10 protein-coding genes are annotated in these 13,610 nt (G+C 76.0%); 3 read left to right on the top strand and 7 right to left on the bottom strand.

The window, feature by feature from the left end:
• Positions 1-70: 70 nt before the first annotated feature.
• From ACIQG9_RS24840 to ACIQG9_RS24825, 4 genes are all read right to left on the bottom strand, one after another.
• Complete coding sequence (locus ACIQG9_RS24840) at positions 71-1,150, bottom strand: MerR family transcriptional regulator (protein ID WP_400406918.1); 1,080 nt, start codon at positions 1,148-1,150, stop codon at positions 71-73.
• 97 nt (positions 1,151-1,247) lie between these two features.
• A complete protein-coding gene (locus ACIQG9_RS24835; RefSeq protein ID WP_400406722.1) occupies positions 1,248-2,429 on the bottom strand; it encodes a saccharopine dehydrogenase family protein in 1,182 nt (393 codons plus the stop codon).
• A 29-nt stretch (positions 2,430-2,458) separates the two neighbouring features.
• On the bottom strand, positions 2,459-3,631 hold the full coding sequence (locus ACIQG9_RS24830; protein WP_400406719.1) for a zinc-dependent alcohol dehydrogenase: 1,173 nt from the start codon (positions 3,629-3,631) through the stop codon (positions 2,459-2,461).
• Positions 3,628-4,071 carry a hypothetical protein gene (locus ACIQG9_RS24825; protein WP_400406716.1) on the bottom strand — a complete coding sequence of 148 codons (444 nt, stop codon included), beginning with the start codon at positions 4,069-4,071 and terminating at the stop codon, positions 3,628-3,630. Before ACIQG9_RS24825 ends, ACIQG9_RS24830 begins: the two co-directional genes overlap by 4 nt.
• A 169-nt stretch (positions 4,072-4,240) precedes the next feature.
• On the opposite strand from ACIQG9_RS24825, the gene ACIQG9_RS24820 reads away from it, so the two are divergent.
• Positions 4,241-7,006 (top strand): LuxR C-terminal-related transcriptional regulator, encoded by a 2,766-nt coding sequence (locus ACIQG9_RS24820; protein WP_400406915.1) that lies wholly within the window; start codon positions 4,241-4,243, stop codon positions 7,004-7,006.
• 47 nt (positions 7,007-7,053) lie between these two features.
• On the opposite strand, the gene ACIQG9_RS24815 is transcribed toward ACIQG9_RS24820, so the two are convergent.
• Genes ACIQG9_RS24815 through ACIQG9_RS24805 form a run of 3 tightly spaced genes read right to left on the bottom strand, consistent with a single transcriptional unit; the run spans position 7,054 to position 8,461 of the window.
• Positions 7,054-7,602 carry a DsbA family protein gene (locus ACIQG9_RS24815; RefSeq protein WP_400406713.1) on the bottom strand — a complete coding sequence of 183 codons (549 nt, stop codon included), beginning with the start codon at positions 7,600-7,602 and terminating at the stop codon, positions 7,054-7,056.
• The gene (locus ACIQG9_RS24810; protein ID WP_400406710.1) at positions 7,599-7,724 is read right to left on the bottom strand and encodes a hypothetical protein; all 126 of its coding nucleotides are present in this window, start codon (positions 7,722-7,724) and stop codon (positions 7,599-7,601) included. The genes ACIQG9_RS24815 and ACIQG9_RS24810 overlap by 4 nt, the downstream gene beginning before the upstream one ends.
• 56 nt (positions 7,725-7,780) lie before the next feature.
• On the bottom strand, positions 7,781-8,461 hold the full coding sequence (locus ACIQG9_RS24805; RefSeq protein WP_400406704.1) for a BON domain-containing protein: 681 nt from the start codon (positions 8,459-8,461) through the stop codon (positions 7,781-7,783).
• 189 nt (positions 8,462-8,650) lie between these two features.
• On the opposite strand from ACIQG9_RS24805, the gene ACIQG9_RS24800 reads away from it, so the two are divergent.
• Together ACIQG9_RS24800 and ACIQG9_RS24795 are read left to right on the top strand one after the other, a co-directional pair.
• Positions 8,651-10,393, top strand: coding sequence for a hypothetical protein (locus tag ACIQG9_RS24800; protein ID WP_400406700.1), 1,743 nt, complete (start codon positions 8,651-8,653; stop codon positions 10,391-10,393).
• A gap of 176 nt (positions 10,394-10,569) precedes the next feature.
• Positions 10,570-13,314, top strand: coding sequence for a cellulose binding domain-containing protein (locus ACIQG9_RS24795; protein WP_400406693.1), 2,745 nt, complete (start codon positions 10,570-10,572; stop codon positions 13,312-13,314).
• Positions 13,315-13,610 lie beyond the last annotated feature (296 nt).

The following is a 13,610-nucleotide window of genomic DNA, read 5'->3' as shown; positions in this document are numbered from 1 at the left end:
CGGGCCGGCGCTCGTCACCTTCCGTGACGGCCCCGGGAGGGCACGCCAGCCCGGTCCCGACCTTCGCGGGTCAGAGCCGGATCGGCATCAGGATCGAGAAGGTGTCCTCGTCGCCGGGCCGGCGCACGGCCAGCGGGGCGATCGGGCCGTCGAGTTCCAGCACCAACTGCGGGCCACCGGCGGCGTCCAGCGCGTCGAGCAGGAAGTCGCCGTTCACCCCGACCAGCAGGTCGTCCCCGCCCGGCCCGGCCAGTTCGGCCGCGTCGACCAGGCGCAGCCCGTTGCGGTCGTCCACCCCGAGCACGGTCACCGGCAGCGCCACCCCGTCGTGTACCCGGGTGACGGTGTGGGTGCTGGCCCGCAGCGCGGCGCGCAGGGTCGCCACGTCGACCGGGACCTGCCGGGCCGGCGCGCCGGTCGGCCGGCGCAGCAGCCGGCGGTAGTCGGCGAACTCGTACGGCAGGACCGTCGCGCTGGCCACGGCACCGGCGACGGTGACGGTGACCCGGCTCTCGGCGACCGTCAGGTGCGCCTCCGCCGTCAGCCCGGCGCCGGTGTCCAGCAGCGCCCGGATCTCGTCGATCGACGCCGCCGGCAGCAGCGCCCGGACCGCCGGGCCGTCCACCCGGCCGGCGGCCCGGGCCACCGCCAGCCGGTACCGGTCGGTGGCGACCAGCCGTACCCCGTCCGGCTCCACGTCGAGCAGTACGCCGGCGAGCACCGGCAGTTCGGGGTCGCTGCCGACGGCGAACCGGACGGCGTCGACGGCGGCGGCCAGTTCGGCGCGGGACAGGACGATTCGGGTGGTCATCGGGTTCTCCTCGGGATCGATCAGGGCGCGGATCCGGGAGAGTTCACGGCGGGCGTCGGCGAGACCGTCCTCCAGCCGGCGAAGGTGCGCGTCGAGCAGTTGCCCGACCTGTGCCGGCTCGTCCCGCAGCCGCAGCGCGGCGGCGATCTCCGCCAGCGGCATGCCGACCCGGCGCAGGCCGGCCACCAGCCGGGCCGGTGCCACCTGCGCGTCGGCATACCAGCGGTAACCGGTCAGCGGGTCGACCACCGCCGGGGTCAGCACCCCGCACCGGTCGTAGAACCGCAGCGCGCTGACCGTCAGGCCGCTGGCCCGGGCCAACTCGCCGATGCTCCGCAACTCGCTCTCCACGCCCCTGATGCTGTCGCCTCAACCAGGTCGAGGGTCAAGCCGCCGGTCGCCCGCCGTTCACCTCGCCCGCCGCCCGTCGCGTCGGTCAGCCCCGCGACTCCAGCACCCGGAACGTCATCCCCGCCCGCACCAGCCGGTCCAGCAGCGCGTCGCCCATCGCCGTCACCGGCGTCACCTGCCCGGACGTCACCGGGAGGTCGTCGTGGGCCAGGCAGAGCGCCGACTCGGCGAGCATCTTCGCCGTCTCCTCGTACCCGGGGTCGCCGCCGGAGACCTCGGTGCGGACCGTGCGGCCCCCGCCCTCGCCGACGAACCGCACCCGGAACCACGACCTCGCCCGCTGCTGCGCGCTCGGCCCCTGCCCGGAGGCGAGCCGGCCGAGCAGCCAGCGCCGGGTCGGCGGCAGCTTCACCAGGGCCAGCACCCCGGCCATCCCCGCCCCGGCGAGCAGCACCGTCGGCAGCCGTTTCACCGCGGCGAAGTGCCGGTAGCGGAAGTCCGGTCCGTACTCCGGGCGGGCGGCGGCGGACCGGCGGACCACCTGCGGGTCGATGGTGGGCAGCGGCACCGCCCACATGCCGGTCGCCGCCGACCGGCCGACCTTGCCGGGCACCGCGCGGACCCGGCGTCCGGCCGGCCGGGGCTCGACCGCCCGGCGGGCCTTCGCGGCCCGGCCCGCCTCCCCGGTACGGGAGAACGCGGTGAGCGCCGAGTGGTACGTGCCGGCGGAGAACCGCCCGCCCGCCCGGACGAACCCGTCCACCGTGATCGGCGCGTCGGACGGCAACTGCTTGACGGTGTACCAGGTGCCCAGGTCGTGCGGGACCGAGTCGAACCCGCACGCGTGCACCAGCCGGGCGCCGGTGCGTACCGCCTCGGTGTGGTGTCGCACGTACATCAGGTCCACGAACTCCGGCTCGCCGGTGATGTCGAGGTAGTCGGTGCCGGCGGCGGCACAGGCGGCGACCAGCGGCTCCCCGTGGTGGACGTACGGCCCGACGGTCGTCGCCACCACCCGGGCGCTCTCCGCCACCACCCGCAGCGACCCGGCGTCGGTGACGTCGGCGGTGAGCAGCGGCAGCCCGGCCAGGGCCGGGTCGAGGTCGGCCAGCCGGTCCCGGACCGCCGCCAGCTTCGCGGGGTTGCGGCCGGCGATCGCCCAGCGCAGCCCCGCCGGGGCGTGCCGGGCCAGGTACTCGGCGGTCAGCCCGCCGGTGAAGCCGGTCGCGCCGAACAGGACGATGTCGTACGGGCGGTCGTCGCGCATCCGCCGAGTGTGCCACCCGCGACCGGTCCTCACCCCTGTGGCGTGAAGACCGCCCGGACGCAGCCGTCCGCCCGGTCCCGGAACAGCGCGTACCCGGCCGGCCCCTGTTCCAGGGGGAGCCGGTGGGTCGCCAGGTGCTCGGTGCGCAGCTCGTCGCGGGCCATCCGGTCCAGCAGCATCGGGATCCACCGCTGGCCGTGCTGCCGGGCGCTGCGCAGGGTCAGCCCCTTGTTCATCACCGCGCCCAGCGGGAAGGCGTCGACGAAGCCGGTGAAGGTGCCGGTGACGAAGACCGTGCCGCCCTTGCGGCAGGCGTGCACCGCCTCCCGGACGGCGAGCGGGTCCTCGACCACCCCCGCCCGGCCGGTGAACCGGTCGGCCAGCGACACCGGCCGCCCGCCACCGTCCGCCACGCCGACCGCCTCCACGCACACGTCCGGGCCCCGGCCGCCGCTGCGTTCCCGCAGCTCGGCGGGGACGTCGGTGTGTTCGTAGTGCAGCGTCTCGGCCCCGGTGTGCAGTTCGGCCATCCGCAGCCGCTCCGGGTGCCGGTCGATGACGATCACCCGGTCCGCGCCGAGCAGCGTCGCCGCCTGCGCGGTGAGCTGACCCACCGCGCCCGCGCCCCACACCGCGACCACGTCACCGGGACGGACCTCGCCCAGTTCGGCGCCCATCCAGCCGGCCGGGGCGGCGTCCGAGGCGAAGACCGCCCGGTCGTCGCTGACCGTCTCGGGCACGGCGAACGCCCCCACGTCGGCGTACGGCACCCGGACGTACTCGGCGTGGCTGCCGGCGAAACCGCCCGTCGCCCGGGGCTGGCCGTAGCAGCCGCCGGTGGGCTGCCCCCACGCCGACTCGGTGACCGCCGGCGCGGTCCCGCCGTTGTCGCAGCAGGAGTGCAGCCCCTGCCGGCAGTACCAGCAGTTCCCGCAGGCCACCGCCGCGCAGACCACCACCCGGTCGCCGACCCGGTGCCGGCGTACCGCCGGGCCGACCTCGGCCACCTCGCCGAGGAACTCGTGGCCGAGCACGTCCCCGACGTCGAGCAGCGGCTGCCGGCCGGCGAGCAGCGGCAGGTCGGCCCCGCAGGTGGCACTGCGCCGGACCCGGACGATCATGTCGTGCGCGTTGCGCAGCTCCGGGTCGGGCACCTGGCGTACCGCGAGCCGGCCGGCGCCTTCCCAGCACAGCGCCCTCACCCGGGCACCGCCGGGCGGTCCACCGGGGCGCGATCGGCCCGCAGCACCTCGCCCGTCTCGGCGAGCTGCTTGACCTGGCGCAGCACGTTCCGCAGGTAGCCGCCCGGGTCGTCGCCGACCAGGTGGGCGGCCATCCCGGGCAGGGTGGCCACCCCGCCGAGCGGCCGGACCGCCAGTTCGGTGCCGCGCCGGCCGGGCGCGGGCCGCAGGTACAGCTCCACCGCCCCGTCGAGCGGGCGCAGCGGCACCGGCCACCGCCCGTCGGGGAGCAGCTCCGCCGCCGGTACGCCGACCGTCACCACCTGCCAGCGGGCCGGTCTCGGGTCGTCACCCGCCACGCGTGGCCGGCGTCGTCGCCGGGGTACGACCACCGCGCGCGCCGCCACCGCGCCGAGCGCCGTGCCGGCGAGGGCGCACCCGCCCCGGGCCAGCCGTCCCATCCGTACCACCTGCCTCTCGCGCCGCGACCGGTGTGCGGGCGGCCGGTCACGCGCGTCCGGCCGCCCGAACGACCATCGTCGGCGGGGGCGGGGTGAACCGGGCTCGTCCCGAAGGGGTGAACCGGGCCGCGCCGGGTAACCGCCGCCGACCGGGGGAGGAACGCGCCGACTGGGGGTGGGACGGGTGCCGCAGCAGCGCAGCAGCGACGGGATCGCCGAGGCGTCCGCCGGTCCGCCGCTGCTGGCGTCCCGGCTGGCCCCGCCCGCGCCGCCCGCGCCGGTGCTGCTCCGGCCCCGGCTGCTGCGCCGCCTCGACGACGCGGTGGCCGGGGCGCTCACCCTGGTCCGGGCCCCCGCCGGCTGGGGCAAGACCACCCTGCTCGCCACCTGGGCGCGGGCGGCGGGCGAGGAGTCGCCGGCCTGGGTGCAGGTCGAGCCGGGGGACAGCGGGCAGCGACTCTGGGCGTACCTCGCGGCGGCCCTGCGCGGCGCGGCGCGGGGCGAACCGGACGCCCCGGTGCCGGCCGCCCCGCCCCGCCCCGACCAACTGGAACTGCTCGCCGCCGCGCTGGCCGCCCGGGACCGCCCGGTGCGGCTGGTCCTGGACGACCTGCACCGGGTCGCCGACCCGGCGGTGCTGACCGGCCTGGAGTTCCTGCTGCGGCACTCCGCCGGGCGGCTGCGGTTGGTCGTCGGGGCGCGGGTCGACCTGCCGCCGGTGCTGCACCGGCTACGGCTGGCCGGCGACCTGTCCGAGGTGGGCCCCGACGAGCTGGCCTTCACCACCGACGAGGTGGCCGACCTGCTGGTCGCCCACGGGGTGCCGCTGCCCGCGGCGGCGGTCGCCCGGCTGGCCGAGCGGACCGGCGGCTGGCCGGCCGGGCTCCGGTTCGCCGCGCTGGCCGCCCGGGGACGTCCCGAGCCGGAGCGGTGGGCGGAGCGGTTCGGCGGGGACCACCCGGACGTCGCGGCGTACCTGCGGGCGGAGGTGCTGGCGGGGCTGCCGGCGACGGCCCGGGACCTGCTGCGGCGGTGCGCGGTCGGCGGGGCGGTCCGGGCCGACCTGGCCGACGCGCTGACCGGGGGCACCGACGCCGGGCAGTTGCTGGCCGGGCTGGCCCGGGACGGCGGTTTCCTGCACCGCGACGACAGCGAACCGCCCTGGTACCGGCCGCACCCGTTGCTGGCCGACCTGCTCCGCGACGAACTCGCCGGGCTCGCCGAGCGGGACCGGCGCGACCTGCACCGGCGGGCCGCCGACTGGTACGCCGACCACGACCGGCCGGCCGAGGCGCTGCGCCACGCGCTCACCGCCGGGGAGTGGGACCGGGCCACCGGGCTGCTGCTCACCCACTGGCCGGAGCTGGTCCCGTACGAGCGGGCGGCGTCCGCCGGCCCGCCGCCCGCGCCGCCCCCGGCGGAGGCGGTCCGCCGCGATCCGGAGCTGGCGCTGGCGGCCGGCGTCGAGCGGGCGTACGCGGGGGACACGGCGGCGGCGACCGCCCGGTTGCGGGAGGCGATGGCGGCGGCCCGGTCGCTGCCGGCCCCGCGCCGCGACCGGTTCCGCCGGCTGGCCACCACACTGGAACTCACCCTGGCCCGGTTGGCCGGCGACCACCCGGAGGTACGCCGGGCCGCCGCCCGGCTGCTGGCCACCATGGCGGCCCGGGTGCCGACCGGCGACGGACCCGGGGACGACCCGACGGCGGGCCGGCGACCCGACGGGCCCGGCCCGGACCCGGGCCTCCCCACGGACGACGACCCCCGCACCGGGGAGGACGCCGACGTGCGGGCGGTGGCCGGTACGGCGCTCGCCCTGACCGACCTGGCCGAGGGGGACCTGCGGGCGGCCGGGGCGCGGTTCGCCGGGGCGCTGGCGGCGGCGCGGCAGGCCGACCGGCCCCGTACCGAGCTGGTCGGCGCGGCCCGGGCGGCCCTGCTGCACGCCGTCGCGGGTGACCTGGTGCCCGCCGAGGAGACCGCCCGGGCCGCCCTGGCCATGCCGCCCTGCCAGGGCTGGTCGAGCCGGACCGACTGCGGGTACGCCCACCTGGCGCTGGCCCTGGTGGCGGTGTACCGGGACGAGCCGGCGGAGGCCACCGCCGAGCTGGCGGCGTCCGGACCGGCGAACGGCGGGCCGGCGGTCGGGGCGGTGGCCGCGCTGTGCCGGGCGGCCCTGCTGCGCGACGCCGGTGAGCCGGCCGCCGCCATCGAGGTGGTGCTGCGGGCCCGCGAGGAGCTGCCCGGTGGCGGGGAGCTGGCCGACCGGCTGCTCGCCCTGGAGGCGGACCTGCGGGGCGAGCAGGGCGACCTGGACACCGCCCGGCGGCTGCTCGCCACCGGGGCACCGGACCCCGCGCCGGTGCTGGCGTCGGCCCTGGCCCGGGTGGAGCTGCGGGCCGGTGACGTCCGGGCCGCCGGGTACGCGCTGCCCGACTGGGACGCGCCGGACGCCGCCGGCTGGCCGCTGCCGGTACGACTCGGCGCGGGCGTGCTGGCGGCGGTGCTGGCCGGGCGGGCCGGCGACGACCGGCGCGCCGGACGGCTGCTGGAACGGGTGCTCGACCTGGCCGGCCGGCAGGGCCACCGGCGGGTCTTCACCCGGGCCGAACCGGCGGTACGGGACCTGCTCGCCGCCCACCTCGACTCGGGGACGGCGCACTGGCCGGTGGTCAGCGAGCTGACGCGTGGTGGCGGGGACCCGGCCGAGCGGTCGCCGGGCGGGCCGCAGCGGGCGCTGGACGAGCCGCTCACCGAGCGGGAGCTGACCATCCTGCGCTACCTGCAGAGCATCCTGTCCAACGTGGAGATCGCCGGTGAGCTGTCACTGTCGGTCAACACGGTCAAGACGCACGTGCGCAACATCTACCGCAAGCTGGACGCCACCCGTCGCCGGGAGGCGGTCCGGCGGGCCCGCGAGCTGCGGCTCATCTGAGCCGGGCCGCCGCCCGGGGGTGCGACCGGGCGGCGGGGCCGGTGGGTTCAGGCGCCGGCGGCGGCGTCGACGGCGGCGAGCAACGCGGGCAGGTCGTACCCGCCCTCGTGCCGGTCGTCGTTGACGAACAGGGTGGGGGTGCCGTTCACCCCGCTGCGGATGCCACCGACGAAGTCGTGCCGTACCCGGTCGCCGTAGGCGTGCCGGTCGACCTCCGCGCCGACCTCGTCCGGCGGCATGTCCCGCTGCGCCACGCCGAGCGACAGGTGCACCGGGTCGAGCTGGTCCTGGTGCTCGTAGAGCCAGTCGTGCATGTCCCAGAACCGGCCCCGCCGCCCGGCCGCCTCGGCCACCTCGGCGGCGTTCTCCGCGTACGGGTGGATGTTGTCGATCGGGAAGTGCCGGTAGACCAGCCGTACCGTGTCGCCGCGCTGGCGCAGCAGCTCCGCCAGGTTCGGGTACGCCGCCCCGCAGTACCGGCACTGGAAGTCGCCGTACTCGACGATGGTGACCGGCGCGTCCGCCGCCCCCCGGATGTGGTCGACCTCGGTCACCGGCACCCGTAGTCGGGCGGTGACCTGCAACGGCGTGCTCATCCCACCACCACCTGCCGGCCGCGGAACTGCCCGGGGCCCGTCCGTCGCCCGTCCGGGATCGCCGGCAGGGTGAAGTCGGGGGCCGGGCTCCCGTACCGGATCAGCCCGTCGGAATCAGTCATGTCTCCCACCCTCCCGCCCGGCCGGGTGACGGCGGATCACCCGGCCGGGGTGGTCCTCAGCGGGCCACCGTCAGGTGGTTGTGCACCTCCCGGACACCGGGCGCGGACCAGACCACCCGCTCCACCTCGTCGCGCTCCGGCACGGAGTGGACCAGGCCGTCCAGCAGCACGGTGTCGCCGTACACCCGGACGCTGACCCGGTCCGGCTCGACGGCTCCGCTGCGGGCGAGCGCGTCGACGATCCGTTCGGGCAGTTCCACGCCGGTGGGGGCGGTGGCCGGCCGGACGGTCAGACCGTTGCCCACCCCCCGTACGCCGGTCAGCCGGCCGACCGCCCGCTCGGCGGCCCGGCGCTGGTACTCCCACTCCACCGCCCCGCGCAGCGTCACCCAGCCGGCGGCGACGGTGACCTCCAGCTCCTCCACCGGCACGAAGGCGTCCCACTCCAGGGCGTGCTGGGCGGCGGCGGCGAGTTCGGGGTCGGTGCGCTCGGCCGACGGGCCGATCCGGACGGTGAGGTCGTTGGCGACGGCCCGGACCCGGGCCACCCGGTGGGCGGCCCGCTCGGCCGCCCACTTCGCGGCGTAGCTGTCCAGCCACCCGGTCAGCGTCACCACCCCCTCGGTGACGGTGACTCCGACCTCGGTGGGGCTCACCCGGGGATCCCAGGTCAGCTCGTCGAGCACGTCGGTCTGGATGTCCTGGTCGGTACGGGTCACGGTGATCGCGCCGGCCATCGGCGTCCCTCCTCCCGCTCACGGGGACGGGCGGTTACGGCCCGCCAGCCGCGATGCTGCCGCCGGCCGGGGTGAGTCACCCCCACCCGACCCGGGTGATCCGGGTCGGGTGGGGCAGACCCGGCGGGGCGTCGACAAGCGGACCGGACTCGGGCACTCTGGCGGTCGGCGAAAGGCGGGGGCGGACAGATGGGAATCGATGGGATGCGGGTCGCGGGCCGGCGGGTGGCGGCGGTGTCGTGGCGGCTGGCCCGGCACGAGTGGACCCTCGCCGGGCTCGCCGCGCTGCTGCTGGCGGTGGCGCTGACCTGGCCGACGCTGCGCGATCCGGCCGGCACGATCCCGCAGGATACCGGCGATCCGACGTTGCAGGCGTGGCAGGTGGCGTGGGGTGGGCACGCCCTGCTCACCGACCCGCTGCGGCTCTGGCACTCCAACACGTTCTTCCCCGAGCCGTACACCTACGCCTACTCGGACACCCTGCTCGGCTACGCCCCGTTCGGCCTGGTCGGCGAGGGGCCGGTGGCCGCGGTGGTCCGCTACAACCTGCTCTACGTGCTGACCCACGCGCTGGCCTTCGTCGGGGCGTACGCGCTGGCCCGGCAGGTGGGGGCGGGGCGGGCCGGGTCCGCGCTGGCCGGGGTGTCGTTCGCGTACGCGCCCTGGAAGCTGGCCCAGGCCGGTCACCTGCACGTGCTCAGCGTCGGGGGGATCGCCCTCGCGCTGGCCATGCTCGCCCGCGGGCACGGCTGGTCGCTGCGGCACGGCCACCGGCCCGACCGGGTCCGGCCCGGTTGGGCGGCGGCCGGCTGGGCGGTCGCCGCCTGGCAGGTCACCCTCGGCTTCGGCATCGGCCTGCCCTTCGCGTACGTGCTGGCGCTGCTCTGCCTGGGCGGCGCGGCGACGTACGGCTGGGTCTGGTGGCGGCGGCGGGTCCGGCCGCCGGTGCCGCGCGGCCTGCTCCTGGCCGACCTGGCCGGGGCGATCGCGTTCGCCGGGGTGACCCTGGCGATGGCCGCGCCGTACTTCGAGGTGGTGGCCCGGCACCCGGCCGGCCGGCGGACGGTGGAGCAGATCGCGATGTTCTCCCCGCCGTGGCGGGGGTTCGTCACCGCCCCGCCGGAGTCCTGGCTGTGGGGCCCCCGGCACGAGGCGGCCCGGGCCACGCTCGGCTTCGCCGGTGAGATGACCCTGCTGCCCGGGGTGGTGCTGCTGTCGCTGGCGGTGGCCGGGCTCTTCTTCTCCGCCTGGCGGCTGCGGTACCGGCTGGCGCTGGCCGGCGCGGCGCTGGTCAGCGTGGCCCTCGCGGCGGGCACCACGTTCGGCGGCGACGGCGAGCCCGGGTACGTGACCCTGGTCCGGTACGCCCCGGGCTGGGACGGGGTGCGCACCCCCGGCCGGCTGGTGCTCTGGACGACGCTGCTGCTGGGCCTGCTCGCCGCCGGGGCGTTGACCGTGCGGGACCCGGAGCCGGGGCCGGGTCGGGCGGGCCGTCGGGTCCGGCTGGCCCGCTGGGCGCTGGTGCTGCCGGTGGCGCTGGTGCTGCTGGAGGGGGTCAACCGCACCCCGCACGTGCCGGTGCCGGCGGAGCCGGCGGCGCTGCGCGGGCTGGCCGGCCCGGCGCTGGTGCTGCCCAGCGACGGCATCCGGGAGCTGCACGTGATGCTCTGGTCGACCGACGGGTTCCCGAAGGTGGTCAACGGGCTGGCCTCGTTCACCCCGCAGTCGCAGGAGCGGATCCGGGCGGCGAGCACCACCTTCCCGGACGCCGCCTCGGTGGCGTACCTGCGCCAGGCCGGGGTGCGCACGGTGGTGCTGCTGCCCGGCTACGCGCCGGGCACCCCGTGGGCGGACGTGGCGGCCCGACCGGTGGACGGGCTGGGGATCGGTCGCGAGAACGTCGGCGACGGCATCGTCTACCAGCTCTTCTGACCGAGTTAGTTGGGAGCGCTTCCTAATTCGCCGGGGCAGCGGTTACTGTTGATGCCTTCCTCGGCAGCGGGAGCCATGCGTGCCGGCGGGGAGCCAGGGCAGCTCTCCGCACCCGTCGACGTCCCCGGTTCGGGCGTCGCGTCCCCACCACCCTGGCATCCCGAGAGGAACCGCAGATGCGGAGAAGTCTCGTCGGCGCGGTCACATCCGTGCTGGCCGCCGCCACGGCCGTCGTGGCCGTCCAGTTCACCGTCGCACCGTCCACCCCGGCCGCCGCGGCGGCGGCCGACCCGTACAATTGGAAGAACGTCCGGATCGACGGCGGTGGCTTCGTCCCCGGCATCATCTTCAACCAGACCGAGAAGAACCTGGCCTACGCCCGTACCGACATCGGCGGCGCGTACCGGTGGGAGCAGGCCAGCCAGTCCTGGACGCCATTGCTCGACTGGGTCGGCGCCGACAGGTGGGGCTACAACGGCGTGGTCAGCCTGGCCACCGACCCGGTGCAGACCAACCGGGTGTACGCGGCGGTCGGCATGTACACCAACGACTGGGACCCGAACAACGGCGCCATCCTGCGCTCGACCGACAAGGGCGCCACCTGGCAGGCCACCGCGCTGCCGTTCAAGAACGGCGGCAACATGCCCGGCCGGGGCATGGGGGAGCGGCTGGCGGTCGACCCGAACCGGAACAGCGTCCTGTACTACGGGGCCGAGGGCGGCAACGGGCTGTGGCGCAGCACCGACTACGGGGCCACCTGGGCCAAGGTGGCGAACTTCCCGAACGTCGGCAACTACCGGGCCGACCCCAACGACGCCAGCGGCTACCAGAGCCAGAACCAGGGTCTGACCTGGGTCAGCTTCGACAAGAGCACCGGTGCGACGGGCAACGCCACGCAGACCATCTACGTCGGCGTGGCGGACAAGCAGAACCCGGTCTACCGCACCACCAACGGCGGCACCACCTGGGAGCGGATCGCCGGCCAGCCCACCGGCTACCTGGCCCACAAGGGCGTGGTGGACCCGGTCGGCGGCTTCCTCTACATCGCCACCAGCGACACCGGCGGCCCGTACGACGGCGCCAAGGGCGACGTGTGGAAGTTCAACCGGGCCACCGGCGCGTGGACCCAGATCAGCCCGGTCCCGTCGTCCAGCACCGACGCCTACTTCGGCTACACCGGCCTGACCATCGACCGGCAGAAGCCGAACACCCTGATGGTGGCCACCCAGATCTCCTGGTGGCCGGACGCCATCTTCTGGCGCAGCACCGACGGGGGCGCCACCTGGACCCGGATCTGGGACTGGGGCAGCTACCCGAACAAGACCAAGAAGTACACGATGGACGTCAGCTCGGTGCCGTGGCTGACCTTCGGCAGCAACCCGTCCCCGCCGGAGGAGACCCCGAAGCTGGGCTGGATGAACGAGTCGCTGGAGATCGACCCGTTCGACTCCAACCGGTTCCTGTATGGCACCGGCGCGACCATCTACGGCAGCACCGACCTGACCAAGTGGGACACCGGCGGCCAGCTCACCATCAAGCCGATGGTCAAGGGCCTGGAGGAGACCGCCGTACTCGACCTGGTCAGCCCGCCGTCCGGGGCGCCACTGGTCAGCGCGCTCGGTGACATCGGCGGCTTCCGGCACGCCGACCTCAACGCCGTACCGTCGATGATGTTCACCCAGCCGAACTTCACCAGCACCACCAGCCTCGACTACGCCGAGGCCAACCCGGCGACGATGGTGCGGGCCGGCAACTTCACCGACTCGGACCGCCCCAACGACAGCCACGTCGCGTTCTCCACCGACGGCGGGGCGAACTGGTTCCAGGGCAGCGAGCCGTCCGGGATCAACAACGGCGGCACCGTCGCCGCGGCGGCCGACGGCAGTCAGTTCGTCTGGGCCCCGGGCGACGCCGGCCAGCAGGTCGTCCGCTCGGTCGGCTTCGGCAACTCGTGGACCGCGGCGACCGGCATCCCGGCCAACGCGGTGGTCGAGTCCGACCGGGTCAACAAGAACAAGTTCTACGGCTTCAGCGGCGGGAAGTTCTACCTCAGCACCAACGGCGGAACCAGCTTCACCGCGTCGGCCGCCACCGGACTGCCGACCACCGGGAACGTGAAGTTCAAGGCGCTGCCCGGCAAGGAGGGCGACGTCTGGCTGGCCGGCGAGGGCGGTCTGTGGCACTCCACCGACTCCGGGGCCACCTTCGCCAAGCTGACCACCGTGTCGTCGGCGGTGAACGTCGGCTTCGGCAAGGCGGCCCCCGGGCAGACGTACCCGGCGTTGTTCACCGTCGGCACGGTCGACGGCAAGGCCGGCGTCTACCGGTCCGACAACGCCGGCGCCGGCTGGGTGCGGATCAACGACGACCAGCACCAGTACGGCAACGCGGGTGAGGCGCTGACCGGCGACCCCCGGGTCTACGGCCGGGTCTACCTCGGCACCAACGGCCGGGGCATCCTGGTCGCCGACCGACTCGGCGGCACGCCGACCCCGACCCCGACCACCCCCGGGCCCACCCCGACCACCCCCACCCCGACGCCCACCTCGCCGAGCCCGACGCCCACCACGCCCACCCCGACGCCCACCACGCCGGCACCGACCACCCCGCCGCCGTCCAGCGGCTGCGCGGCGACCTACAAGGTGACCGGTACGTGGCAGGGCGGCTTCCAGGGTGAGGTGACGGTACGCAACTCGGGCACCACACCGATCGCCGGATGGACGCTCACCTGGACGTTCGCCGACGGCCAGAAGATCAGCCAGCTCTGGGGCGGCACGTACACCCAGACCGGTGCCGCCGTATCGGTGAAGGACGCCGGATGGAACGGTGCGCTCGGCGCGGGGGCCACCACCAGCCTCGGTTTCCTCGCCAGTGCCACCGGCACCAACGGCGTCCCGCCGGTGACCTGCACCAGTCGCTGACGGACGGACCCCCGCCCGCCGGCTCCCTCGCAAGTCGGGAGCCGGCGGGTTCCGCGCGGAGACGCACCAAGGTCGTGCTCGATGCGGAGACGCACCAAGATCGTGCTCGACGCGGAAACGCACCAAGATCGTGCTCGATCCTGGATGTAGTGGCATCTTCGGGTGAGTGAGGCAACTACATCAATGATGTAGCACGATCTTGGCGCGGGGCGCGGGGCGCGGGGCGCGGGGCGCGGGGCGCGGGGCGCGGGGCGCGGGGCGCGGGGCGCGGGGCGCGGGGCGCGGGGCGCGGGGCG

This window comes from Micromonospora sp. NPDC092111, from assembly GCF_044755745.1.
Classification (GTDB): Bacteria; Actinomycetota; Actinomycetes; order Mycobacteriales; family Micromonosporaceae; genus Micromonospora.
The sequence above is the reverse complement of the archived record's forward strand: the minus strand, read 5'-3'. Positions and strand labels throughout refer to the sequence as shown.

Excerpts from the sequence above, each read along its gene's own strand:
- ACIQG9_RS24835 (WP_400406722.1), bottom strand. The coding sequence starts at position 2,429 with ATGCGCGACGACCGCCCGTACGACATCGTCCTGTTCGGCGCGACCGGC.
- ACIQG9_RS24825 (WP_400406716.1), bottom strand. The coding sequence starts at position 4,071 with ATGGGACGGCTGGCCCGGGGCGGGTGCGCCCTCGCCGGCACGGCGCTC.
- ACIQG9_RS24815 (WP_400406713.1), bottom strand. The coding sequence starts at position 7,602 with ATGAGCACGCCGTTGCAGGTCACCGCCCGACTACGGGTGCCGGTGACC.
- ACIQG9_RS24810 (WP_400406710.1), bottom strand. The coding sequence starts at position 7,724 with ATGACTGATTCCGACGGGCTGATCCGGTACGGGAGCCCGGCCCCCGAC.
- ACIQG9_RS24805 (WP_400406704.1), bottom strand. The coding sequence starts at position 8,461 with ATGGCCGGCGCGATCACCGTGACCCGTACCGACCAGGACATCCAGACC.
- ACIQG9_RS24800 (WP_400406700.1), top strand. The coding sequence starts at position 8,651 with ATGGGAATCGATGGGATGCGGGTCGCGGGCCGGCGGGTGGCGGCGGTG.
- ACIQG9_RS24795 (WP_400406693.1), top strand. The coding sequence starts at position 10,570 with ATGCGGAGAAGTCTCGTCGGCGCGGTCACATCCGTGCTGGCCGCCGCC.